The following is a 22237-nucleotide window of genomic DNA, read 5'->3' as shown; positions in this document are numbered from 1 at the left end:
TCCCCTGGAATCGGTCCTCAGGAATCGAGCTCCCGCGCGACCGCACGCACGACTTCGGAGATCCGCTGCGCGGTCTTGCGGTCCGGGTAACGGCCCTTGCGCAGGTCCGGCTGGACCTTGCCCTCCAAGAGGGTGATGAGGTCGGCGACCATGCCGTGCAGCTCGTCGGGCGTGTGCCGCTTGACGTCCTTGCGGGCGGCCTCGCGCACGTTCTTGGAGACGCTGGGAGCGGGCTCGAGCACCTTCACGCTCAACGCCTGCGGTCCGCGACGACCGGCGGCCATGCCGAACTCGACGCGCTGTCCCGGCTTGAGCGCCTCGACGCCGTCGGGCAACGCTGCCGAACGGACGTAGACGTCCTCACCGCTCTCCTGGGAGAGAAAGCCGAAGCCCTTGTCCGCGTCGTACCACTTCACCTTGCCGGTCGGCACTGTGCTCACCCTCATCTGTACTAGAACTGTCGAAAAACGACCCGTCACGACAAAAGACGCCGTCACCCATCTCGGCGGTCCGACGGCGAATGCCGCGCGGGCCCAGACGGATGCAAGGCGCCTGCTGCGACCATCCTAGCCAACGCCCCACCCCGAGGTCACACCATTACCCGGCGGACGCGCATCGCGCGGCGTCGGACCGATCGCCGTTGCACTACCGTGGCAGGTATGCAGAAGACGTCGTCCCCGCGATTGCTGCAGGCGGCCGGGGTTGTGTTCGGAATCGGAATTCTGGCGGTCGTGGCGTTGTTCCTCACACCGTTGGTGACCGACGGCGACACCGCACCGACCGCCGTCTACCTGCTGACCATGTGCGCACCGCTGGGATTCATCCTGGGCCTGGTGTACGCACTCCGTGCCGGACGCCGAGCCAGGTGAGGACCTTGACCACAACCATCGACACCACCCCCGACCTCTCGCCGGTCTCCGACGGGCGGGCGCTGCGCGATGCCTACAGCTGCTTCCCGTCCGGCGTCGTCGCGGTGTGTTGCGAACGACCCGACGGGGATTCGACCACCCTGATCGGAATGGCGGCCAGTTCGTTCACCACCGTCTCGCTCGATCCGCCGCTCGTCTCGGTCTGCGTCCAGAACACCTCGACGACCTGGCCGCGGATCCGCACCGCACCGGCGATCGGGGTCAGCGTGTTCGCCGGCGACCAGATCGAGCTCTGCAAGCAGCTCGCGGGATCGTCGGAGCACCGCTTCGACGGCATCACCCCGCTGAGCACCGATCGGGGCGCGGTCTTCGTGCCCGACGCCGCCGCGCACCTGTCGTGCACGATCCACAACGAGATCCAGGCCGGCGACCACACCGTCGTGCTCCTGGAGATCGAGTCGCTGCGCGCCGATCCCGGTGTCGAACCCCTGGTCTTCCACGCCAGCACGTTCCGTGCGCTCGAGGCACGGAAGGATCCCACCCGGAAATGAGTCTCTGCGCAGCATGAACACCGTCGGCCTCGGAATCCCATTGCCTGTGTCCCCGCGGGACGCAGCGGCTTCCGACGCGCCGGCCGAGGGTCCGCTGCGCGACACGTTCGGCCGGGTGGCGAAGGATCTCCGGGTCTCGGTCACCGACCGCTGCAATCTGCGTTGCTCGTACTGCATGCCCGCCGAGGGCCTGGACTGGATGCCCACCGACCAGGTGCTGTCCACGGACGAACTGATCCGGGTGCTGACGGTCGCGGTTCGCGACCTGGGTATCGACCGCATCCGGTTCACCGGCGGTGAACCCTTGCTGCGGCGCGATCTGGAGGACATCATCGCGGCCGTCGCCGGCCTCCCCCAGGCCCCCGAGATCGCGATGACCACGAACGGACTCGGACTGCCACGACGGGTGGCGGGCCTGGTCGACGCCGGCCTCGACCGCATCAACATCTCGCTCGACACCATCGACCCCGCCCGATTCGCCGAGATCACTCGGCGAGACCGGCTGACGGACGTGCTCGACGGCCTGGCGGCGGCGCGCCGCGCCGGACTCGACCCGGTCAAGGTCAACGCCGTCGTGCCCGCCCGCGCGGATCTGGCGGGCGTTCCGGACCTGCTCGCGTACTGCCTCGAGCACGGTTACGAGTTGCGGATCATCGAGCAGATGCCCCTCGACGCCGACCACGCATGGCAGCGAGCGCAGATGGTGACCGCCCGGGAGATCCTCGCAACGCTGCGTGAGCGCTTCACCCTCCTGCCCGATCCCGCGCCGCGCGGGAGTGCTCCGGCCGCCACGTGGCTCGTGGACGGTCACCAGGGATCTCACGGGCCCGCGCGCGTGGGGGTCATCGCGTCGGTCACCGAGCCGTTCTGCGGGGACTGCGACCGCACCCGGCTCACCGCGGACGGGACGCTGCGCAACTGTCTGTTCGCGACGTCGGAAACCGATGTCCGCACCGCTCTGCGCACACTCCCCGACGACGAGATCGACGCCGCGCTCGCACACCTGTGGCGCGGCAACATGTGGGCCAAGGCGGCCGGTCACGAGGTGAACGCCGCGGGCTTCCGGCAACCGGACCGACCGATGTCGGCGATCGGCGGCTAGGCTCGCGTCCGATGCAGCTCACAGTCCGATTCTTCGCCGCCGCGCGCGCCGCGGCCGGCGCCGAGGAGAGAGTCGTCGAGATCGACCCGACGACCACCCTCCGCGTCCTGGAAGAGACCCTCGCCGCCGGAAACCCCTCCCTCGCCACGGTTCTCGAACGCTGCTCGTATCTGCGCGACGAGATCGCGTTCTCCGATCGGACGCGCGCACTCGGCACGTGCACGACACTCGACGTTCTCCCGCCGTTTGCCGGTGGCTGACGCCACACCGGGCTTGTGACCTTTGTCACATAACGGTGGAGTAACAGGATGGGCACGGGACGGCCACTAACCCGTTGAACTGGGATGACGCCCAAAGTGGGTCGGAAGACCCGGATCCGGGCCGAAAATCGCTTGCGTTCAGCCAGGTGATTCAGTCCAACGAACGACGTACTGTACGAAGCGTCCTCCTCGGAGGTCACGACACAGCAACCAAGACATAACGTCCCACCGGCCGCGCCGAGCCTCGTTCCGCCGGTGGGAACGACAAGCAATCTAGGAACGAGGACGGGGGACCCAACCTCATCCCCTGAGACCGGACACCACACCAGGTGTCCTCGGGGTTAAGTCCCGGAAGACGCGGCGACCACCGCGACGACCGGGGCCGAGCACCTCTCGCTCGAACCCGACAGCTGACTTCGTAGGCGCGTGGAGAGAGGAAACACATACATGTCCGGACGTCATCGCAAGCAGACGACCAGCACGGCCGCCAAGACCATCACGAAGGTCGCCCTCACCGGCGCAGTCCTCGGCGGCGGAGCAGCCCTCCTGGGCACCGGTACCGCCAATGCGGCCACCGACGCCGAGTGGAACCAGGTCGCGCAGTGCGAATCCGGTGGCAACTGGGCCATCGCGACCGGCAACGGTTACCACGGCGGCCTGCAGTTCTCGCCGAGCACCTGGACCGGCCACGGCGGCGGCGAGTTCGCCCCGACCGCAGACCAGGCCTCCCGCGAGGAGCAGATCGTCGTCGCCGAGCGCGTGCTCGGATCGCAGGGCAAGGGCGCCTGGCCCACCTGCGGCACCGGTCTCTCGGGTTCGACCCCGCGCAGCGCGCCGACCGACACCCCGCGTGAGATCGCCCCGGTGCTCCCCGGCGGCAACGGCAGCGTCGACCTGGCCAAGACGACCGACGACGTCGCCAAGCAGGTCACCGACGCCCTCACCGAGGCCGGCGTCAGCCCCGAGATCAAGAACCTCTGGCAGGCGGCCAAGGACAGCGGTGTCTCGCTGAACCAGGACCAGATCAAGTTGTTCAACGACAACAAGCACCTGCTGCCCAACCCCTGATCCGGGACACAGACGAAGGGCCCCGCACGATGAATCATCCGTGCGGGGCCCTTTTCCAATGGGGTTTCGACAAGCTCAACCAGCGGGGGTCGGCTCGACCAGCGGGGGTCAGGCTCGACCAGCGGGGGGTCGGCTCAACCAGCGGGTCTATGCCGAATTGACCCACTCGTCGGTGCCGTCGTCGAAGAACTGGTGCTTCCAGACCGGCAGCCGGGACTTGACCTCGTCGACGAGACGCGAGCAGGTCTCGAACGCCGCCCGACGATGGTCGGCGGCCACCGCGACCACGAAGGCGATGTCGCCGATCGCGAGGTCGCCGACCCGGTGGGAGACGGCGACCGCCCGCACGCCGTCGACCGCGGAGACCTCCTCGACGACGTCGGCCAGCACCTTCGTCGCGGTGGGATGCCCGGAGTAGTGCAGGGCGGTCACCTTTCGCCCGCCGTCGTGGTCACGGACGGCGCCCACGAAGCCGACCACCGCCCCGGCTTTGCCCTCGGCGGCAGCGGCGACCATCGCCTCGTGGTCTGCCAGCGTGATCGGCTCGTCGACGACAGCGGTGTGCACCACGCGGGTGCCGGCATCTCCGGTCATCGGTGGTCGCCTCCGCGGATCTGATCGAGTGCATGGTGGACGACGCCGGCGAGCACGCCCAGCCCGTCGCGGACCCCGCCCGTCGAACCGGGCAGGTTCACGACGAGCGTCGTGCCGGCCACCCCGGCGAGCCCGCGGGAGAGGACGGCGGTCGGCACCTTCGGCAGCCCGGCCGACCGGATCTCGGCGGCCAGACCCGGGATCTCGAAGTCGAGGAGCGGCCGGGTCTGTTCCGGAGTCCGGTCGGTGGGCGTCAGACCTGTTCCCCCCGTGGTGATCACGAGGTCGACCTCGGCATAGATCGCGGCGCGGACGGCATCGCCGACCGGTGGGCCGTCGGCCACGACGTCGCACTCGTCGACCCGAAACCCCTGCTCGCTCAGCCACGCCTCGATGATCGGGCCGGACCGGTCTGCGTAGACACCGCTGCTGGCGCGGTTCGACGCGACGACGACACGCGCGACGCGTGGTGTTCCCGGATCAGTCATCGGCCGGGTCAGCCGGGTCGCGGTACCAGTCGCCCGACTTGCCTCCGGTCTTGGCGAGGAGGCGGATACCGTCCATCTGCGCGCGTCGGTCCACGGCCTTGACCATGTCGTGCAGTGTCAGGCCGGCGACGGCGACCGCGGTCAGCGCTTCCATCTCGACGCCCGTCTGACCGGAGGTGGCCACGGTCGCGGTCACCTCGATCGTCTCGGCACCGATCGCGAAGTCGACCTCCACCGACGACAACGCCAACTGGTGGCACAGCGGAATCAGCTCGTCGGTCCGCTTGGCCGCCATGATCCCGGCGATGCGCGCCGTGGCGAGCACATCCCCCTTGGGCAGCCTCGACTCACTGAGGAGGCCGATCACCTCGGCGGTGGTGTGGAACGTGCCGGCGGCGACAGCGCGACGCTTCGTCGACGGCTTGGCCCCGACGTCGACCATGCGGGCCGACCCGGAGGCGTCGAGGTGGCTCAGCCGGGAGCCGCCGTCGCCTCCGGTGGGCATCGACGTCAGCGGTTGACGACGGTCTTCGACTGCACGAACGGCAGCTCGTCGACCGGAAGCGGGAACTCGGTGTCGCCGAACGGCGACAGCGCACCGGAGATGTGGGTCGCGAGTTCGGAGACGGCATGCTCGGCGGCGTCGCCGTTGTCGTCCTGCGGCCAGCCGTTGTCGACGTAGTGCTTCTTGCGGCCATCGGATTTCACGACTCGGCCGGTGCCGGCACCCGCTTCGCCGGGGGTGGATGTTTCAGCGCCAGATTTGTTTGCCACGTCGAGCATTGTGCCATGTCGTTCGGATGAACAAGTGCCGTGTCAGGGCAGGACGGCCGTGCGAGGGGCTATCGTCGTCGCAACACAGGTCACGCCACCAGGAGACGCCCATGGCCGCCCAGCCAGTCGAGGTCGCCGGCTACCCGGTGATCACGCGGTTGGGCAGCGGTGGAATGGGCACCGTCTATCTGGTCGAGAACCCCCAACTGCGTCGGCGCGAGGCCCTGAAGGTGATCTCGATCGCCGAGACCGTCGACGAGGAGTTCGCGCGGAGGTTCAGCCGCGAGGCGCAGACCGCGGCGGCGCTCGACCACCCCGCCATCGTGACGATCTATCACTACGGCGTCACCGACGGCGACCCCTGGTTCACGATGACCCACCTCGACGGGCGCGACCTCCGCCGCGCCTCGCTCCGCCCGGACGAGGTGGCGACCGTCGTCTCCCGGGTCGCCGACGCGCTCGACTACGCACACGAGCACGGCGTGATCCATCGCGACATCAAACCCGGCAACATCATGGTCACGCGACGCGCGATGGACGACGCCCTCGACCGCGTGGTGGTGCTCGACTTCGGGATCGCGAAACTCACCACCGCCACCACGTTGACCGCGCCGTCGTCGTTCGTGGGGACCCTCGTCTACGCGGCGCCGGAGATCCTCGACGGCAAACCGGCGGGCCCCGCGTCGGATCAGTACGCCCTGGCCTGCACGGCCTACGAATTGCTATCCGGCACAACCCCGTTCGACGCCGACACGCAGACGCGCCACATCGTCGCGAAGCTCACGACGCGGCCGGCGCCGATCAGCACCCATCGACCCGGGCTCGCCGCGCTCGACCCCGTCTTCGACCGTGCGCTCGCGCGCGGCCCGCTCGACCGGTATCCCACCTGCCGCGCGTTCGCCGCGGATCTGCACGCCGCGCTCGAACGGGCCGGCGCCGACGACCGACCACGCGCTCCCCTCCCGGCGACGCAGGTCATCCCGCCGCGATCGCCGGCGGATCCGACCCTGGCCTGGGGCTCCACCCCCACGCCCGCCCTGGCACCTCCCACTCCCCCGCCCCCGACACCTCCGGCGCGGACAACGGCGCGCCGGCGCCGGTGGCCGCTCGCGCTGGCCGCGGTCGTCGCGGTCGCGGTCCTCGCGGCCGTGGTCGCCATCGGCGTCGTCACCCTCGGCGGCTCTGACGACGGGGCCACCACCGATGCCGGGTCGTCGCCCCTCGCGGCCACGGACGCCCAGGCGCAGCTCAGCGCCGGTCTCGGTACCACGTGTTCGATTCGCGACGGGACCGCGTACTGCTGGGGCGACAACGCCGCCGGCCAGATCGGCGACGGCACGACCGACACGCGCCAGACACCCACGCGGGTCGCCGATCTCAGCGGCGTCACCGCCATCAGCACCGGTGGCCCCAACAGCTGCGCGATCGCCGAGGGCGTCGCCTACTGCTGGGGCAACAACGACTACGGGCAGGTCGGCGACGGCACGACCGACGCGCGCCTGACGCCGACCCGGGTCGCCGACCTCGCCGACGTCACCGCCATATCGACCGCCAACTGGGCCACCTGCGCGATCTCGGCGGGCGCGGCGTACTGCTGGGGCACCAACGACTTCGACCAGCTCGGCGACGGCTCCACCGCCAATCAGTACCGACCGGTCCGCGTCGGCGGCCTCGACGACGTGACCGCGATCAGCGTCGGCGTGAACTTCGCCTGCGCCGTCGCCGCGGGCGACGCCTACTGCTGGGGACTCAACGACAACGGGCAGGTCGGCGACGGCACGACCACCAACCGGGCCCGCCCGACCCGGGTGGCCGACCTGGACGGTGCGACCTCGGTCTCCGCCGGCGCCGCCACCGCCTGCGCGGTCGCCGGGGCGAGCGCGTATTGCTGGGGCAACAACGACTTCGGGCAGCTCGGCGACGGCAGCACCTACGGGCGCCGCACGGCGACGCCGGTGACCGGCCTCAGCGAGGTCGAGTCCATCAGCACGGGCACGTCGAACACCACTTGCGCACTCGCCGGGGGCGTCGCGTACTGCTGGGGCGCCAACGCCTGGGGATCGGTCGGCGACGGCACGCTGACCGACCGTCCGGCGCCCACCCGCGTGAACGAATTGTCCGATGTGAGTGCGGTATCCGCCGGCGAGCGGACCTCGTGCGCGCTCGCGTCGTCGTACCTCTGGTGCTGGGGTTTCAACGCCACCGGGCAGCTCGGCGTCGGCGGCACCGACGACCGTCCGACCCCCACGCAGGTCACGTTCTGACGACGGTCCCGTCATCCGGTTGAAGGGTGCCCCGGGCCCCTCCGGTTTCGGTATCGTCCCTGCATACGTCTGCGAGAGCAGTCATTTGGAAACCCGTCGGGCGCCAAGTCCAGGAAGAGGTGACGCCGTGCCGTTGAGTCCCGGCACCCACATCGCCGGTTATCGCGTGGTCTCTCAGCTCGGCGCGGGCGGTATGGGCGAGGTGTACCTCGTCGAGAACCTGCAGCTGGAACGGCGCGAGGCCCTGAAGGTCATCTCCACGGCGGTCAGTGCGCAGCCCGGCTTCAACCAGCGCTTCACCAACGAAGCACGCACCACCGCGAAACTCGACCATCGCAGCATCATCACCATCCATCAGTACGGGATCTCCGACGGCTCGCCGTGGTTCTCGATGAGCTACGTCGACGGCAAGGACCTCACCGAGGAGCGCCTGACGCCGGCCGAGGTGTCCACGGTCGTCACCCAGGTCGCCGACGCCCTCGACTACGCGCACCGCCACCACGTGGTGCACCGCGACATCAAGCCCGCCAACATCCTCGTCACGCGAGACCCGGCGACGAGCGTCGTCGAACGCGCCCTGGTGCTCGACTTCGGCATCGCCAAACTCGCCGGCTCGGCCAACCTGACCGGCACCCATTCCTTCATCGGGACGGTCGCCTTCTCGGCCCCGGAGACACTCGAGGGCGCCGACGCCACGGCGCGGTCGGACCAGTACTCACTGGCCTGCACCGCGTACGCCCTGCTCGCGGGACAGCCTCCCTTCGTCGGGCAGTCCGAGCCCTCGGTGATGCTGGGACACATCCAGCGTCCGGTCCCCCACATCGGCCAGCTGCGCGGCGACCTCGCCCACCTCGACCCGGTGTTCCAGCGCGCGTTGTCGAAGAACCCCGCGGCCCGCTACCCCGACTGCCGCAGCTTCGCGGCCGCGCTGAAGTCCGCTCTCGATTCGCCTGCGGCGCAGGGAAACACGATGGTCGCCGGCTCGGTGCCACCGCCCACCCTCGTCGGCGGCGGCACCGGCGGCCCGTCCGCCGGGCACCCCTCGGGACCCCAGCAGCACTTCGGCCCACCCCACGGCCAGTACACGCCTCCTCCGCAGGCGACGATGACCGGGCCGTCGGGGCCGCAGCCACTGATGAACAAACCGTCGGGACCGCAGCCGATGTACTCCTCGGCGCCCCACCTCTCGGGCCCGCACGCGCAACCCGGCCAACCCCAACCCGGATACCCGGGCATGCCGCCGGTCCCGCCGGCAAAGAAAAAGCGGACCGGGCTGATCATCGCCGGCGTGCTCGGCGCCGTGCTGCTGCTCGTGGTCGCGGCCGTCGTCGGGCTGGCCGTCATCGGCAGCACCGTCGACGACCCGGAGAAGGCCACCGTCGCGCAGCCGGTGGTGACCACCAACTTCGGCAGCAGCTGTGCCGTGGTCACCGGCAGCGTGCACTGTTGGGGCGACAACGACACGGGTCAGCTCGGCGACGGCACCACGACGCCGCACACCCGCCCGGTCCCGGTGACCGGCGTCTCGAACGCCACCGCGGTCGCCACCGGCGGCTACCTCACCGGCGAGAACGCCTACGTCGCGACGGCCTGCGCCATCGCGGCCGGCGATGCCTTCTGCTGGGGTAACAACCACTACGGCGAAGTCGGCAACGGCACCAGCGGATCGACGGTGGACGCCGCGACGAAGGTCGGCACCATCTCCGACGTCAAGGCGATCTCCACCGGGTGGGGCACCACCTGCGCGGTCGCCGGCACCGACGCCTATTGCTGGGGCAACAACGAGTACGGCCAGCTCGGCACCGGCGGCGGCACCGACCCGGTGTCGGCCCCGACGAAGGTTCCCGGGCTCGGCGTCGTCACCGACATCGCGACCGCCTACGGCACCACCTGCGCCGTGTCGGACGGGTCGGCGTTCTGCTGGGGCGCCAACGACAACGGGCAGATCGGCGACGGAAGCACGACGGCACGCTCGGCACCGGTCAAGGTCGGCACACTGACCGACGTCACCGACATCGCCATCGGCGGCTATCACGAGGCATCCGATGACGACGACCCGAACACCAACACCAGCACCTATTTCCAGACGACCTGCGCGGTCGCCGGCGGCGACGCCTGGTGCTGGGGCTCCAACGCCTACGGTCAGATCGGCGACGGCACCAGCGAGACCCGTCAGGCACCGGTCAAGGTCAGCAACCTGAGCGGGGTCTCGGCCATCTCCACCGACTGGGGCACTACCTGCGCGGTCTCCGACGACCGGGCCTTCTGCTGGGGCGACGACGACCGCAGCCAGCTCGGCTCCTCCGGCGGTTCGGTGAAGATCCCCCGCGAGGTCTCGACACTGACCGACGTCACGTCGATCTCGACAGGCAACGGGACGTCGTGCGCGATGTCGGCGGCGTCGGTGTACTGCTGGGGATTCAACAACGACGGTCAGATCGGCGACGGCTCCAGCGGCGACGGCGCGAACCGCACGACACCGACGAAGCTCACCATCTGACCTACGTCCCGGATCTAGGTCTCCCTGGACCCGATGAGCGCCTCGGACACGGTCCCGGCCGCCGTGCGCAGCGCCCCGACCGCACGGGTACGCAGGTCATCGTCGAATCGGGCCACCGGCCCCGAGATGCCGACCGCCATCGGCGTGGGAGCACCGGGGACCGCGACCGCCATGCCGCAGACCCCGACCTCGTGTTCTTGTTCGTCCGTGGCGACGCCGTCCGCGCGCACCTGCTCGACGGCGGCGAACACGCCGGACAGCGACGTCACACTCCACTCGGTGGCCGCGGTGAGCCCGGCCTGGGTGACGTGTTTGAGGATGCGCGCGTCGTCGAGTTCAGCGAGGACGGCCTTGCCCACCGCGGTGTTGTGCATCGTCACCCGACGGCCGACCTCGTTGTTGGTCCGCATGCTGTGCGGCGACGGGACCTGAGCCACGTAGATGACCATGTCCCCGTCGAGCACCGCGAGACTCGCGGTCTCGCTGAGCTCGCCGACCAGCGAGGCGAGGACGGGCGCGGCGACTGCGCCGAGCTGCCGATTGGCCACCTCACCGAGCCGGATGAGCCGGGGGCCCAGGGCGTATGACCGATTCGGGAGTTGCCGGACGTAGCCGATCCCCACGAGCGTCCGCAGCAGCCGGTGAATGGTGGGGGGCGGCAGCGGCGATTCCGCCGACAGATGACTCAGGGAACACTCGCCGCCGGCGCGCCCGATGAGTTCGAGCAGCTCGAATGCCCGCTCGACGGACTGCACACCGCCCGAGTTCCCCGCCATCGCCACCTCCACAGTCCGACATCACGCTACGTTCCATCATGTGAAACCACAATCGGCAGGCATTCCGCTCCAGGAGTGGTGGCAGGCACCCGATCTGCAGTAAACTCCGCCCTGCGGAATTCTTTTTCCACCAATCGTCATTAGGGGGCGCCTCGTGAGTGTGCAACCCGGCCGCCTCGGTGCGGCCTTCCTCGCCGAGGTCGAGGCCACCCTCGCACCGGCAGACGCCGTCCTGTCCGATCGGTATCCGGGCGACGACGGGAGCCGGCAGCCGGTCCACACGGTCTACGTCCCCGCCGACCGGTACTCAGCGGATCTGGCCCGGGACTGGGGACGGGCGGCGCTGGACACGGCTGCCGATCACGGCGGCCTCGCCGCCATCGCCCGCTCGACCGTCGCCCACACCGACTCGGCCGCATCCGCACTCGCGGATCTGGTAAAGGGCAAGCTGCGCACCGAGCCCGTCGAGGACCTCCGTATCGACTTCGAAGACGGCTACGGCGTCCGCTCCGACGACGAGGAGGACGCGGCGGTCGCCGCCGCCGTCGCCGCGATCCGGGAGGCCGGCGACGCCTCGCCGCCGTTCCTCGGCATCCGTTTCAAGTGCTTCGAGGCCGACGTCCGAGCCCGTGGCCTGCGCACCCTCGACCTGTTCGTCGCCGGTCTGGCGGAGACCGGCGACCTCCCGCCGGGATTGACGCTGACGCTGCCGAAGGTCACCTCGACCGATCAGGTCGTCGCGATGGTCGGCGTCGCCCGCGAACTCGAGCGAGTTCACGGACTGCCCGACGGCCGTATCGGTTTCGAGATCCAGGTGGAGACCCCCCAGGCGGTCATGGGCGTCGACGGCACGGCGGCCGTCGCGCCGATGATCCACGCCGGCGAGGGTCGGGTGACCGCTCTGCACTACGGGACCTACGACTACTCGGCGTCCCTCGGTATCGCCGCGGCCTATCAGTCGATGGAACATCCGGCCGCCGACCACGCGAAGGCCGTGATGCAACTCGCGGCGGCGGGCACCGGCGTGCGGCTGTCGGACGGATCGACGAACATCCTCCCGGTCGGCGACCCAGATGCCGTCGAAGCCGGCTGGGCGTTGCACGCGCGGCTGGTCCGCCGCCATCTCGAACGCGGCTTCTACCAGGGTTGGGATCTACACCCCGCTCAACTGGTCACGCGCTTCCTGGCGACGTACGCCTTCTACCGTGACGGATTCGACTCCGCCGCAGTACGTTTGCGCAACTACGCGCATCGGATCGAGTCGTCGGTACTCGACGAGCCCGCGACGGCCCGCGCACTCGCCGGTTTCATCCGACGCGGCGAACTGTGCGGCGCGCTGACCGTCGACGAGGTCGAGACCACGACCGACCTGCCCATCGCGAAGGTGCGCGAGATCGCACTCCCCCACTCACAGAGGACAACCCGATGAACACGACGCCGTACTACACCCCCGCCGGTGGACTCCCGCCGCAGACCGACCTGCTGAGCGACCGCGCGGTCGTCACCGAGGCGTACACGGTGATCCCGCGCGGTGTGCTCCGTGACATCGTCACGTCGGTCTTCCCGGAGTGGACCGACACCCGCGCATGGGTGCTCAACCGACCGGTGCCCGGCGGTGCGCAGACCTTCGCGCAGACGATCGTCGAGGTCGCCCCGGGCGGCGGATCAGATGCGCCGGAACCACAGTCGGCGGTCGAGGGCTTCCTCTTCGTCACCGCCGGCGCGCTGACCGTGACGGTCGCGGGCGAGGACCACACACTGACCGACGGCGGATTCGGCTATCTGCCCGCAGGTACCCCGTGGTCGGCGCACAATCGCGGCGACGTCCCCGCATCCTTCCACTGGATTCGCAAGCGCTACGAGCCCATCGCGGGTCACGAGCCGTCGCCGCAGTTCGGCAACGAGCGCGACATCGAGCCCTCCCCAATGCCCGACACCGACGGCGCCTGGCGCACAACGAGAATGCTCGACCCCCAGGACCTCGCCTACGACATGCACGTCAACATCGTGACCTTCGAGCCCGGTGCGTCGATCCCGTTCGCCGAGACCCACGTCATGGAACACGGCCTCTACGTCCTGGAAGGCAAAGCCGTCTACCGGCTCAACGAGGACTGGGTGGAGGTCCAGGAGGGCGACTACATGTCCCTGCGCGCCTTCTGCCCGCAGGCCTGCTACGCCGGCGGGCCGTCGAACTTCCGGTACCTGCTCTACAAGGACGTGAATCGGCAGATCGTGCTCTGACCCGTTCGGGAACGAGTGGCCGCGGCCGACGCAGGGTGAGGCTCTCACGGATGTCGAACCTCTGCCGATGACGCGCGACAGAGAATCCTTGAATCGACATGCTCAGTTCGGCGGTACATTCACCGCACCTGATCCCCGTGAGAAACGCGTTGTCGATCAGCAACTGCACCCCGGAGAGATCGCGTGTTCCGGTGAGCTCGATCCCGACCGCACCCACGGGCAGACCGTCGAGATAGACATCGATGACCGGGCAGTGACCGCGTCGGTCGAGACCTGACATGGACGGCGTGCGTGACCACTTCAGGCGAGGACGGACGTTCGACATTCGAGCACCGCGGTTCGGGGTGCGTGCGAAGCTCGACATGGACGGCAGGCGACGAACCACGCTTTGACAGCCGACGCACGCGCCGACCGCGCACGGACAGTGCTGCGGCAGTCGTGGCGATCATCGCCATGGCCACGGCAACGAGCGTGACACCCTGCGTTGCGTGCCCCGGGCGAGCGGCCGCCGGCCGCGCATGCCGTCTCCGACCGGTTCTTGTCGGCTCCCACCACTGTCGACCGTGTCAGACGGCACCGGTTCGACCCGAGGACTCCCGGTGCCTGCCGCTGTGACGGTGAAGACGTTCTGCGCAAGTGGGTACGGATAGCGGACAAGTCGTTCGTTGATGCCGCCCGTACACGCCGCACGCAAGTATGGGTGCGTAGCGCATGCGGTTCCGCGTGACCGACTCGACCGACATTCACCAACGATGCGCCGCGAGACCTGTGTTGGCACGAGTAGTCGACTACTCGAGGGGTGAGGTCACGAGTGTTCCGCGGAACACTCCCCTGGGTGGAGCAGCAGACCGATCAGGGCCTCGCGACTGTTGACACCCGCGCTCTGGCTTGCCCGGAAGAAGTGACCTTCAACGGTTCGTATCGACATCGTCAACCGGTCTGCGATCTCGCGGTTGGTCATTCCCCGTCCCGCAAGGGTGATGACCTCTCGTTGCCGAGCGGTCAACGGCACAGACAGTTGATTGGTCCGCAAGGCCGGGGTGTCCGCCCCGGTTCTCGTCGCCAGCCCACGTGAGAACGCAGTCGCCGTCATCGCGGAACCGCGTCGTCCACCGCCCCGGTATACGACCGCAGCCTGTGCCGCTGCATCGCCGGCAGCCACGAGGTCCCCGAACGCCTCGTACATTCGTGCCGCCGCCATGAGGCCGTCAGCGTTGCTGACTCGTAACGCGCCGGCGTGGGCCGCAGCGGCAATCACACGCGGGCCCTCGACCTCGCAAGCGAGTGCGGCAAGACGGTCCGCGTTGAATGGGTCGCCGAATTGGGTTGCGGTCTGAAGCCACATCACTTCTCGAGCCGGTGCCGGGAGTTCCCGCGCATCGCGCGCGCCCGCACGCGTGATGTCGATGGCTTCGCCGACCAGCCCGCTGGCAGCCCGAGTCCAGGCCGCGGCTGTGACCGCGTAGGTCAACGCGTCCCGCGCCGGATCGTCAGCGGGCACCCGCGAGAGTGCCTCCTCCGCCCTTACGGCATCACCCGCGATGCCCTGGGCGGTCGCCATTGCGAAGTCGATGCACGAGCGGAGCAGCTGATTGTCGACGAGAGCACCTGCCTCCCCGAGAAGTTTGCGGGCGAACCGGAGTTCGCCTCTGGACAATGCCAGCAGACCGGAGAAGGTGGCGCGGTACGAACGAGCGAGCGGATGGTCCATCGACTCGTCTTCGAACAGCGTTGCGAGGCCTGCTGCTTCGTCTATCAGACCTGCGAACAAGAGGGTCATCGCGTGACAAGCGGCGAAGGACCAATGAGCGCTCGCCGTTATCGGCGAGGTATTTGCGAGCAGATGACCACGGTCCGCGTGCTCGCGGACCAGCGCGATCCGACCGAGTTCACCGCATGCCGTCACCAGCCCGAACCTTCCGATGAACTCGGCGGACGGAGGAAGCTCTTCGTGCCCGGACAAACCGGCGAGAGCGACCCGCGCAGCTGATTCGAAGTCGTTCTCCAGCGACAGGACCGCTGCCAGAAGACAGTCATAGATCTCGGTCATCCCACACGCCGCTGCAGCTTGCCGTAAGTCACGGATCTGCCCGGCCCCCGTACGGTTGTTCTGGCGTAGGAAGATCCCAACACGTATGAGGCCGAACACAACTCGGTCAACGTGTGTCGTCGCGGTCGCGATCAGCTCGTCGTTGACTTCGAGTGCGAGCTCGAGCCGTTCACCATTTGCCAGGGCATTCATCAGAACGGTCTGTGCGGCAACACCTCCGCCACCGTGAACGGCAGCCCGCGCAAGGCGTTCCCCGGTCGCCGGGTCCATCTGTCGAATCGCCGCGTTTGCCGCGTCTACGAGTGCCGCCGGGTCAGGGGTGGTATCCGACTCCACTGTCAACACGGCACGGCGAACGAGTTCGACATCATTGAACGGGCGGTTGTCCGGCAGCGCGGCGAGCACCGCGCTTCGGAGCCTGCGCAATCGGAGCGTGGGTGCGCGGTACCTCCGTGCTTCCCCATACATCGGGTGCGCCAGCCGGACGATCGGGTGGACGGCGTCCGTGTCGACGGCGATGAGGCCGGCAGCCTCGGCTTGCTCGACGGCCGTACTGCCGACGACACCCCGCACGGTCGCAAGGTCGAGAGGTTCGGCCACCGCAAGGACGTCTATGACGGTGACAACGTTGTCTGGCTGTCGGCCGATGCCGGCGTCGACGAGTTCGAACAGCGTCTGCGAGACCATCGGGGTGCGGTCCCACATCCAGACCGACGACCGCTGGACCAGATGACCGGTTGCCAATTCGTCGGATACGAGTTGACGCAGGTACAGGACATTGCCGCGCGTGTAATGCCACAAGCGTTCGGCGGTGGCGGACTCGATCGCGCCGTCCAAGACCTGCTCGAGTAAGTCGACTGTCTCCCACCGCGACAGAGGTTGTAACTCCAGCCTGGCCAGCGCATTGCTCTTCCACAGCGCGCGGATCGTGTCCGGAGCTCGGGCGCCGGTCCGAACGGTGAGGACAACAGACGCGATGCCGCGCAGAACCATGTGGTGGACGACGAGCGCAGACTGATCATCGAGAAGGTGGGCGTCGTCGATCACGACAAGCGGCGCGCGGTCACTTCCGCCCGCCACCACGCGCAGGACGGTGCTGATACGAGCGAGCGGGTCATCGCCGGAGCCCGTGACGTACTCGGCGAATATCCCCAGGGGCACCGAGCGGGCGGACTCGGTGGCCGTCAGATGCCGACCATGCCGACCGTCGTTCCGCGCCACGTCCAGGATCGCCTGGGCGAGGCGACTCTTACCCACGCCCGCGGCGCCAGAGATGACGATGCCACCGCCCAGGACAGCGTCCGATGCCGCGGCGAGCTCCTCAGCGCGCCCGGTCATCGGCCAGTTCTCCATGATGGAATTCTAGATGCACTCGGTTTCGCATTCGTACCGGAATACAACGAATTCGAATAACTCGACTCACCAAATGACATTCTCTCGAAGACCGATCAGCAGCCAGCCGTCTAATATAATCCGAAATTGAGCGGCGGATCGAGACCATGACCCGAAGGACGCACAATGAGGGCGAAAGTTATTGCAGTTGCCATTCTTTCAGCCGCAGCCACCGCAACGGTCGGAATCCCGACCGCGGCACCGATGTACGCGACCGCCATACCCCAGCCCGCGCGGAATCCGGTGATTCTGGTGCACGGGTGGACCGCTTCACGATTGCTGCCGCCCCGACAACAGGATTTTCTCCCACTTCGTGTTGCTTTGCAGTCTGACGGACACCCGGTCTACACAGTCGAGCTGCCGGGCGACTCCAACACCGTCAACGCCCGGGTCATAGCGCGGACCGTCGACGCCGCCCGAGCCGAGTCGGCAGGCATGAGGATCGATCTCGTCGCACACAGCATGGGCGGGTTGTCCGCGCGCCACTACATCAAGCACCTCGGCGGGGTTGCGCAGATCGGCAACTATGTATCGATGGGCACCGGTCAGTACGGATGGCTCCCGACGTGCGTTCTACCCACCCATCTCGGAGGAGAGATGTGTCCCTACAGTGCATTCCTCGCGAAGCTCAATCATGGCGACGACACTCCGGGGACGGTCGGTTACACCACGCTCCGGACGGTGGCCGACGACGAAGTGGTCCATGGAGGGAGAGACAGAATGCTCGACGGCGGAGTCTGTGTCGTCGATCGCATCGATGGGGGTGCGCACGTCGACGAGCCGAAGAACCCGACGATGATCGCTCTGGTTCGCAAGGCCCTTGACGGCGAGTGCCCCGGCGCGTTCGTCGATCTGCCCGCCGCGTGATCCTCAACGTTCTCGGCGACGCAGGATTGCGTCCAACTTGGCCTCGGCGATCTCGAACATCCCGGGCAGCGCTGTTGGGTCCACCCCGAGGATGTCGGCGATGACCGAGTCGCCGATACCGGCAGTCCGTAATCGCAATGCCTCGGAGTACGGCAGCGGCAGGCGGTCCAGCGCATACCGGACCGCGTCGTCGTCGAAGTCGTGAGACACGGGTTCACCACCGGCATCGGGTGTCCGGAGACGGCCCGAGGACGTCAAAAGGCGAGGCAGGAGCTGCCCAGGTCCAGGCCCTGACCGACGGTAACATTCTTCGGTACCGACAGGACGCCTGACGGAACCTCGCGTGCCCTGAGCTGATGCCCACCCAGGCTGGTCGGCGTCCAGTCCAGCGTTGCGACCCCGCCGACGACGGCTTGGGCGCCCCCTTTGATGATCGTGCCGTTGTCGAGGAAGTAGACGTAACCTCCCGATTGGGCCGGCACGGTGAGGGTGTACGTACACCCGGTTCCGTATCGCCCCGCGAATCCCGGGCTGATGTCGATCTGACCGATCGCGTGCGCCGGGGCCGCGATGAGTGTGGACGCGGCGAGCGTTCCCAACGCCGCCGCGGCTGTGCCCGCGATGCGACGGGTTCGGAGTGTCGAGCGATTCGATGTCATGGTGCCCCCTTGTGAGCGATCTGGTGGATACGCGTGCATCCGTAACTCACTCTTCTGCGCAGCACCACCGTGAGCGCACGTAAGGGACTACCCCACCTACACGACCAGGCGACACCGGCTACGCGAGCTTCCGGGTATCGCTGTCGTACCGTGGACCCGATGCGTATCGCGGTGGTGGAGGACGACGACGGGGTCGGTGACGCCCTCGTCGACGCCCTGATCGAGATCGGACACGAGCCCCGGCGAATGCGACGCGGTGCCGACCTCCTCCTCGGTCACCGCGGGTTCGACCTCGCCCTACTGGACCTCGGCCTACCCGACGAGGACGGACTGACCGTACTGCGCCGGTTGCGGACCGTCAGCGACATCCCGGTCGTGGTGCTCACCGCGCGACAGGACGAGCGGTCGGTCGTGCGGGCCCTCCGCGGCGGCGCCGACGACTACGTGGTCAAACCGGCGCGGCTCGGCGAGCTGATGGCGCGGCTCGAGGTGGCCGCCCGTCGGCGTGTGGCCGACGCGCCGGTCACCACGGAGCGACGGGTGACGACCGGCGACATCGTGGTCGACCTCGATGCGCGGCTGGTCACCGTGGGCGGCGCCGAGGTCGCGCCGACGCCCAAGGAGTTCGAACTGCTCGCGCACCTGGTCACACGCCGCGGTGAGGCGGTGAGCCGCGAACAGTTGATGGATGCGATCTGGGGCGACGCCCACGTCGCGATCTCCCGTAGCCTCGACGTCCACATGACCGCACTCCGGGCGAAGCTCGGGAGGCCCGGCGTGATCGAGACGATCCGCGGGTACGGCTACCGCTGGGGTTCCTGAGCGATGTGGCGGCGTGTGCTGCTCGTGCTCGTCGCCTATTCGGCGATCGTGGTTCTCGGCTTGGCCATTCCTCTCGCGACGACGGTGAGTCGTGAACGGCTGCAACGGTTCACCGAGAGTCGTACCGCATCCGCAACCTATTTCGCCGACCTCGCCGATCGGGAACCGGAGACGCGGGGGCCAGAACTGCAGCGGGCCGTCGAACGCTACCGCGACCTCTATGGCGAAGGTGTCGTGGTCGTCGACCGGGCCGGTACGACGCGGGCCGCGGCCGGGCTCACCGCCGACTCGCCGGAGGTCGCCGAGGCCGTGTCCGAGGCGTTGCGCAACCAGCGAACCCGGATCGCGTCGGGATTGACACCCTGGTCGCCCCCGTCGGCACTGGTGGCCATGCCGATCGGCACGGGCACCCAGGTCGACGGCGCGGTCGTCATCGCGGCGTCGACGTCGGAGGCCAGACGCGACGTCGCCCGGACCTGGTCGGTGATCGGCGGTGGCGCCATCGCGATGCTCGTGGTGGGGTCGGTGATCGCTGTTGCGCTGTCGCGCTGGACTGTTCGCCCGCTCACCGCCTTGACGACACGGGTGCGATCGCTGCGCGCGTCGGTCATCGACCGTGTTCCCGGAGCGAGCGAGCCGAGGCCGAGCGAGCCCCGCGATCACCGGGCCACCGGCCCGCCGGAGGTTCGCGAGCTGGCCCGCATCTTCGACGCGATGGCCGACGACGTCGAGACCGCCACAGCCGCCCAGCGCCGCCTGGTGGCCGACACCGCGCACGCACTTCGTAACCCCCTCGCAGCGGTCAGATTTCGCCTCGACACTCTCGGCCTCGGCCTGACCGGCCGAGCGCTCGAATCGCATCAGAAGACCCTGGTGGAGATCGATCGGCTCGACCGCATCGTCGAGGACCTGCTGGTCCTGGCCACCGCCGAGGCGCGGCCCGCCGGCTCCGCCACCGGCGTCTGCGATGTCGGCGCCGTGCTGGTCGAGCGCCACGACTTCTGGGCGGGTGCGCTCACCGACGCCGGACTGTCGGCGTCGATCGCCCTGCCGTCGGGGCCCACCCGGACGACGATCGCGGCGCTCGACGAGGACGACCTCGTCCGCGCGATAGACGTCCTGCTGAGCAACGCGGTCAATTACGCCGGGCCGGCCGCAACCGTGGAGCTGGGGTGCCGGGCGGAGGGAGCGCGGATTCACATCTGGGTCGCCGACACCGGTCGTGGCGTGACGGAGGCCGAGTTGCCACGCGTGACGGAACGGTTCTTCCGTGCGTCGACCGGAGGCGGACCCGGCTCCGGACTCGGATTGTCCATCGCGCGGGCGCTGGTCGAGGGTGCCGGGGGCGAACTGACGGTGAGTGCCGGACGACCGGCGGGACTTCGGGTGGACCTCTGGATCCCGGCCGCGGACGTGGTGTCGAGCGCCGCGGCGGACGACCAGTCCTAAGGGAGTGTTAGGAAACCGCGATCGGCTTGGGTTAAGCCTGTGACTGCCTTCACAGTGTTAGGGGCACCGACGCCGGACCGGGTCGGGTGCACGTTCGACGATCTGGAGGACACCGATGACCGACTCGCCCACCCGGCACCCCGCGGACGCACGGAGCGCACCACCGAGCTCGTCGCCCGCAGCCACCCGCCGCGCCGTGCTCAACACCTTGCGCGGGTCCTCCGGCAACCTCGTCGAGTGGTACGACGTCTACGTCTACACGGTGTTCGCGACGTACTTCGAGAGCCAGTTCTTCGATCCGGCCGACAAGAACTCGACCGTCTACGTGTACGCCATCTTCGCCGTCACCTTCCTGATGCGGCCGGTCGGCTCCTGGTTCTTCGGCCGGTACGCCGACCGTCGGGGCCGACGCGCGGCGCTGACCTTCAGCGTGTCGTTGATGGCGGCGTGCTCCCTGGCCATCGCGCTGACACCGGGGCGGGAGTCGATCGGCGTGTGGGCGGCGGTCATCCTGGTGCTCTGTCGATTGGTGCAGGGATTCGCCACCGGCGGTGAGTACGGCGCGTCGGCCACCTACATGTCCGAGGCGGCCACCCGCGAGCGTCGCGGCTTCTTCTCGTCGTTCCAGTACGTGACGCTGATCGGCGGACACGTGCTGGCACAGCTGACCCTGCTCGTGATGCAGGTGTTCCTCGACAAGGACCAGATCTCCGACTTCGGTTGGCGCATCGCGTTCCTCATCGGCGGCGTCGCGGCCGTCGTCGTCTTCTGGCTTCGCCGCAGCATGGACGAGTCGCTCACCCCGGAACAGTTGGAGGCCGTGCGCAGCGGGGCCGACTCCGAGTCCGGATCTATTCGTGAACTCGTCCTGCACTACTGGCGCCCCCTGCTGGTCTGCTTCCTGGTCACCATCGGTGGCACCATCGCCTTCTACACCTACAGCGTCAACGCGCCGGCCATCGTCAAGACGGCGTACGAAGACCACGGTCGCACCGGGACCTGGATCAACCTCATCGGATTGGTGTTCCTGATGATGTTGCAGCCGATCGGCGGGATGATCAGCGACAAGGTCGGGCGCAAACCGGTCCTGATCTTCTTCGGCGTCGGCGGTGTCCTGTACACGTACGTCCTGATCACCTATCTGCCCCAGACCACCTCGGTGGCTGCGTCGTTGACCCTGCTCGCCGTCGGCTATGTGATCCTCACCGGCTACACCTCGATCAACGCGATCGTGAAGGCCGAACTCTTCCCGTCGCACGTGCGGGCCCTGGGAGTCGGTCTCGGTTATGCCCTCGCGAACTCCGCGTTCGGCGGGACCGCACCGTTGATCTACCAGGCGGCCAAGAACGGCGGCCACGTCCCGTGGTTCATCGCCTACGTCACCGCGGTGATCGCGGTGTCGCTGCTGGTCTACGTGTTCGTCCTGCGCAACAAGGCGGAGACGCCACTCGACCGCGAACAGGGTCGGGCCTTCGTCGACGCCGAGGTCGTCGCGCGGCGGGCCTAAGGTG

At 68.5% G+C, this 22237-nt stretch carries 23 protein-coding genes and 1 riboswitch; of the genes, 14 read left to right on the top strand and 9 right to left on the bottom strand.

Translation table 11 applies throughout. From position 1 onward, the window contains the following. Nucleotides 1-17 precede the first annotated feature (17 nt). On the bottom strand, nucleotides 18-431 hold the full coding sequence (locus AC3B6C_RS13650; RefSeq protein ID WP_004020198.1) for a cold-shock protein: 414 nt from the start codon (nucleotides 429-431) through the stop codon (nucleotides 18-20). Nucleotides 432-659: 228 nt separating this feature from the next. Between AC3B6C_RS13650 and AC3B6C_RS13645 the strand changes: the two genes are divergently transcribed. From AC3B6C_RS13645 to AC3B6C_RS13625, 5 genes are all read left to right on the top strand, one after another. Next, nucleotides 660-869 (top strand): hypothetical protein, encoded by a 210-nt coding sequence (locus tag AC3B6C_RS13645; protein ID WP_010844328.1) that lies wholly within the window; start codon nucleotides 660-662, stop codon nucleotides 867-869. A 5-nt stretch (nucleotides 870-874) separates the two neighbouring features. After that, the gene (locus AC3B6C_RS13640) at nucleotides 875-1420 is read left to right on the top strand and encodes a flavin reductase family protein (protein ID WP_010844329.1); all 546 of its coding nucleotides are present in this window, start codon (nucleotides 875-877) and stop codon (nucleotides 1418-1420) included. Between the two features lie 13 nt (nucleotides 1421-1433). Further along, the gene (gene moaA / locus AC3B6C_RS13635) at nucleotides 1434-2522 is read left to right on the top strand and encodes a GTP 3',8-cyclase MoaA (protein WP_488373138.1); all 1089 of its coding nucleotides are present in this window, start codon (nucleotides 1434-1436) and stop codon (nucleotides 2520-2522) included. Nucleotides 2523-2533: 11 nt separating this feature from the next. Continuing rightward, entirely contained in the window at nucleotides 2534-2782 is a 249-nt protein-coding gene (locus AC3B6C_RS13630) for a MoaD/ThiS family protein (protein ID WP_014925741.1), read from the top strand. A gap of 257 nt (nucleotides 2783-3039) precedes the next feature. Next, nucleotides 3040-3223: riboswitch (cyclic di-AMP (ydaO/yuaA leader) on the top strand. Between the two features lie 6 nt (nucleotides 3224-3229). Then, the gene (locus AC3B6C_RS13625; protein WP_010844332.1) at nucleotides 3230-3850 is read left to right on the top strand and encodes a transglycosylase family protein; all 621 of its coding nucleotides are present in this window, start codon (nucleotides 3230-3232) and stop codon (nucleotides 3848-3850) included. Nucleotides 3851-3997: 147 nt separating this feature from the next. Here AC3B6C_RS13625 and AC3B6C_RS13620 read toward each other — a convergent pair whose 3' ends face one another. Genes AC3B6C_RS13620 through AC3B6C_RS13605 form a run of 4 tightly spaced genes read right to left on the bottom strand, consistent with a single transcriptional unit; the run spans nucleotide 3998 to nucleotide 5715 of the window. Further along, complete coding sequence (locus AC3B6C_RS13620; RefSeq protein WP_055477140.1) at nucleotides 3998-4444, bottom strand: molybdenum cofactor biosynthesis protein MoaE; 447 nt, start codon at nucleotides 4442-4444, stop codon at nucleotides 3998-4000. Further along, a complete protein-coding gene (locus tag AC3B6C_RS13615; protein ID WP_488373137.1) occupies nucleotides 4441-4932 on the bottom strand; it encodes a MogA/MoaB family molybdenum cofactor biosynthesis protein in 492 nt (163 codons plus the stop codon). The genes AC3B6C_RS13620 and AC3B6C_RS13615 overlap by 4 nt, the downstream gene beginning before the upstream one ends. Next, nucleotides 4925-5437 (bottom strand): cyclic pyranopterin monophosphate synthase MoaC, encoded by a 513-nt coding sequence (moaC, locus tag AC3B6C_RS13610; RefSeq protein ID WP_014925738.1) that lies wholly within the window; start codon nucleotides 5435-5437, stop codon nucleotides 4925-4927. The genes AC3B6C_RS13615 and moaC overlap by 8 nt, the downstream gene beginning before the upstream one ends. A gap of 5 nt (nucleotides 5438-5442) precedes the next feature. Beyond that, complete coding sequence (locus tag AC3B6C_RS13605; RefSeq protein ID WP_488373136.1) at nucleotides 5443-5715, bottom strand: hypothetical protein; 273 nt, start codon at nucleotides 5713-5715, stop codon at nucleotides 5443-5445. Between the two features lie 101 nt (nucleotides 5716-5816). Between AC3B6C_RS13605 and AC3B6C_RS13600 the strand changes: the two genes are divergently transcribed. Next, nucleotides 5817-7970: an RCC1 domain-containing protein gene (locus AC3B6C_RS13600; protein WP_488373135.1), complete on the top strand. Its 2154-nt coding sequence runs from the start codon at nucleotides 5817-5819 to the stop codon at nucleotides 7968-7970. A gap of 127 nt (nucleotides 7971-8097) precedes the next feature. Continuing rightward, nucleotides 8098-10470 carry a protein kinase domain-containing protein gene (locus AC3B6C_RS13595; RefSeq protein ID WP_488373134.1) on the top strand — a complete coding sequence of 791 codons (2373 nt, stop codon included), beginning with the start codon at nucleotides 8098-8100 and terminating at the stop codon, nucleotides 10468-10470. 14 nt (nucleotides 10471-10484) lie between these two features. On the opposite strand, the gene AC3B6C_RS13590 is transcribed toward AC3B6C_RS13595, so the two are convergent. After that, nucleotides 10485-11246, bottom strand: coding sequence for an IclR family transcriptional regulator (locus tag AC3B6C_RS13590; RefSeq protein ID WP_035718116.1), 762 nt, complete (start codon nucleotides 11244-11246; stop codon nucleotides 10485-10487). 154 nt (nucleotides 11247-11400) lie between these two features. Between AC3B6C_RS13590 and AC3B6C_RS13585 the strand changes: the two genes are divergently transcribed. The 3 genes from AC3B6C_RS13585 to AC3B6C_RS13575 all read left to right on the top strand — a co-directional run bounded on the left by AC3B6C_RS13585 (nucleotide 11401) and on the right by AC3B6C_RS13575 (nucleotide 13764). After that, on the top strand, nucleotides 11401-12675 hold the full coding sequence (locus tag AC3B6C_RS13585; RefSeq protein ID WP_488373133.1) for a DUF6986 family protein: 1275 nt from the start codon (nucleotides 11401-11403) through the stop codon (nucleotides 12673-12675). Continuing rightward, on the top strand, nucleotides 12672-13487 hold the full coding sequence (locus tag AC3B6C_RS13580; RefSeq protein WP_010844341.1) for a bifunctional allantoicase/(S)-ureidoglycine aminohydrolase: 816 nt from the start codon (nucleotides 12672-12674) through the stop codon (nucleotides 13485-13487). Before AC3B6C_RS13585 ends, AC3B6C_RS13580 begins: the two co-directional genes overlap by 4 nt. A gap of 67 nt (nucleotides 13488-13554) precedes the next feature. Beyond that, the gene (locus AC3B6C_RS13575) at nucleotides 13555-13764 is read left to right on the top strand and encodes a hypothetical protein (RefSeq protein ID WP_488373131.1); all 210 of its coding nucleotides are present in this window, start codon (nucleotides 13555-13557) and stop codon (nucleotides 13762-13764) included. Nucleotides 13765-14292: 528 nt separating this feature from the next. Here the strand turns inward: AC3B6C_RS13575 and AC3B6C_RS13570 are convergent. Beyond that, a complete protein-coding gene (locus AC3B6C_RS13570) occupies nucleotides 14293-16890 on the bottom strand; it encodes a helix-turn-helix transcriptional regulator (protein WP_488373130.1) in 2598 nt (865 codons plus the stop codon). Between the two features lie 165 nt (nucleotides 16891-17055). Here AC3B6C_RS13570 and AC3B6C_RS13565 point away from each other — a divergent pair, with 165 nt between their 5' ends. Then, complete coding sequence (locus tag AC3B6C_RS13565; protein ID WP_488373128.1) at nucleotides 17056-17796, top strand: esterase/lipase family protein; 741 nt, start codon at nucleotides 17056-17058, stop codon at nucleotides 17794-17796. A 3-nt stretch (nucleotides 17797-17799) separates the two neighbouring features. On the opposite strand, the gene AC3B6C_RS13560 is transcribed toward AC3B6C_RS13565, so the two are convergent. Both AC3B6C_RS13560 and AC3B6C_RS13555 read right to left on the bottom strand, forming a co-directional pair. Beyond that, nucleotides 17800-18006 (bottom strand): hypothetical protein, encoded by a 207-nt coding sequence (locus tag AC3B6C_RS13560; protein ID WP_488373127.1) that lies wholly within the window; start codon nucleotides 18004-18006, stop codon nucleotides 17800-17802. A 44-nt stretch (nucleotides 18007-18050) separates the two neighbouring features. Next, entirely contained in the window at nucleotides 18051-18455 is a 405-nt protein-coding gene (locus tag AC3B6C_RS13555; RefSeq protein ID WP_488373126.1) for an Ig-like domain-containing protein, read from the bottom strand. Between the two features lie 159 nt (nucleotides 18456-18614). Between AC3B6C_RS13555 and AC3B6C_RS13550 the strand changes: the two genes are divergently transcribed. The 3 genes from AC3B6C_RS13550 (at nucleotide 18615) to AC3B6C_RS13540 (ending at nucleotide 22233) form a co-directional block, all read left to right on the top strand. Beyond that, nucleotides 18615-19277: a response regulator transcription factor gene (locus AC3B6C_RS13550; RefSeq protein ID WP_488373124.1), complete on the top strand. Its 663-nt coding sequence runs from the start codon at nucleotides 18615-18617 to the stop codon at nucleotides 19275-19277. A 3-nt stretch (nucleotides 19278-19280) separates the two neighbouring features. Further along, the gene (locus AC3B6C_RS13545) at nucleotides 19281-20726 is read left to right on the top strand and encodes a sensor histidine kinase (RefSeq protein ID WP_488373123.1); all 1446 of its coding nucleotides are present in this window, start codon (nucleotides 19281-19283) and stop codon (nucleotides 20724-20726) included. A gap of 115 nt (nucleotides 20727-20841) precedes the next feature. Beyond that, nucleotides 20842-22233: an MFS transporter gene (locus tag AC3B6C_RS13540; protein ID WP_055477147.1), complete on the top strand. Its 1392-nt coding sequence runs from the start codon at nucleotides 20842-20844 to the stop codon at nucleotides 22231-22233. Nucleotides 22234-22237: the final 4 nt, after the last annotated feature.

It is taken from the genome of Gordonia sp. 11cp (assembly GCF_057767225.1).
This window is presented reverse-complemented; position numbering and strand designations above follow the sequence as displayed.

Excerpts from the sequence above, each read along its gene's own strand:
- AC3B6C_RS13645 (WP_010844328.1), top strand. The coding sequence starts at position 660 with ATGCAGAAGACGTCGTCCCCGCGATTGCTGCAGGCGGCCGGGGTTGTG.
- moaA (WP_488373138.1), top strand. The coding sequence starts at position 1,434 with ATGAACACCGTCGGCCTCGGAATCCCATTGCCTGTGTCCCCGCGGGAC.
- AC3B6C_RS13630 (WP_014925741.1), top strand. The coding sequence starts at position 2,534 with ATGCAGCTCACAGTCCGATTCTTCGCCGCCGCGCGCGCCGCGGCCGGC.
- AC3B6C_RS13625 (WP_010844332.1), top strand. The coding sequence starts at position 3,230 with ATGTCCGGACGTCATCGCAAGCAGACGACCAGCACGGCCGCCAAGACC.
- AC3B6C_RS13620 (WP_055477140.1), bottom strand. The coding sequence starts at position 4,444 with ATGACCGGAGATGCCGGCACCCGCGTGGTGCACACCGCTGTCGTCGAC.
- AC3B6C_RS13615 (WP_488373137.1), bottom strand. The coding sequence starts at position 4,932 with ATGACTGATCCGGGAACACCACGCGTCGCGCGTGTCGTCGTCGCGTCG.
- moaC (WP_014925738.1), bottom strand. The coding sequence starts at position 5,437 with ATGCCCACCGGAGGCGACGGCGGCTCCCGGCTGAGCCACCTCGACGCC.
- AC3B6C_RS13605 (WP_488373136.1), bottom strand. The coding sequence starts at position 5,715 with ATGCTCGACGTGGCAAACAAATCTGGCGCTGAAACATCCACCCCCGGC.
- AC3B6C_RS13600 (WP_488373135.1), top strand. The coding sequence starts at position 5,817 with ATGGCCGCCCAGCCAGTCGAGGTCGCCGGCTACCCGGTGATCACGCGG.
- AC3B6C_RS13590 (WP_035718116.1), bottom strand. The coding sequence starts at position 11,246 with ATGGCGGGGAACTCGGGCGGTGTGCAGTCCGTCGAGCGGGCATTCGAG.
- AC3B6C_RS13580 (WP_010844341.1), top strand. The coding sequence starts at position 12,672 with ATGAACACGACGCCGTACTACACCCCCGCCGGTGGACTCCCGCCGCAG.
- AC3B6C_RS13575 (WP_488373131.1), top strand. The coding sequence starts at position 13,555 with ATGACGCGCGACAGAGAATCCTTGAATCGACATGCTCAGTTCGGCGGT.
- AC3B6C_RS13570 (WP_488373130.1), bottom strand. The coding sequence starts at position 16,890 with ATGGAGAACTGGCCGATGACCGGGCGCGCTGAGGAGCTCGCCGCGGCA.
- AC3B6C_RS13565 (WP_488373128.1), top strand. The coding sequence starts at position 17,056 with ATGAGGGCGAAAGTTATTGCAGTTGCCATTCTTTCAGCCGCAGCCACC.
- AC3B6C_RS13555 (WP_488373126.1), bottom strand. The coding sequence starts at position 18,455 with ATGACATCGAATCGCTCGACACTCCGAACCCGTCGCATCGCGGGCACA.
- AC3B6C_RS13550 (WP_488373124.1), top strand. The coding sequence starts at position 18,615 with ATGCGTATCGCGGTGGTGGAGGACGACGACGGGGTCGGTGACGCCCTC.
- AC3B6C_RS13545 (WP_488373123.1), top strand. The coding sequence starts at position 19,281 with ATGTGGCGGCGTGTGCTGCTCGTGCTCGTCGCCTATTCGGCGATCGTG.
- AC3B6C_RS13540 (WP_055477147.1), top strand. The coding sequence starts at position 20,842 with ATGACCGACTCGCCCACCCGGCACCCCGCGGACGCACGGAGCGCACCA.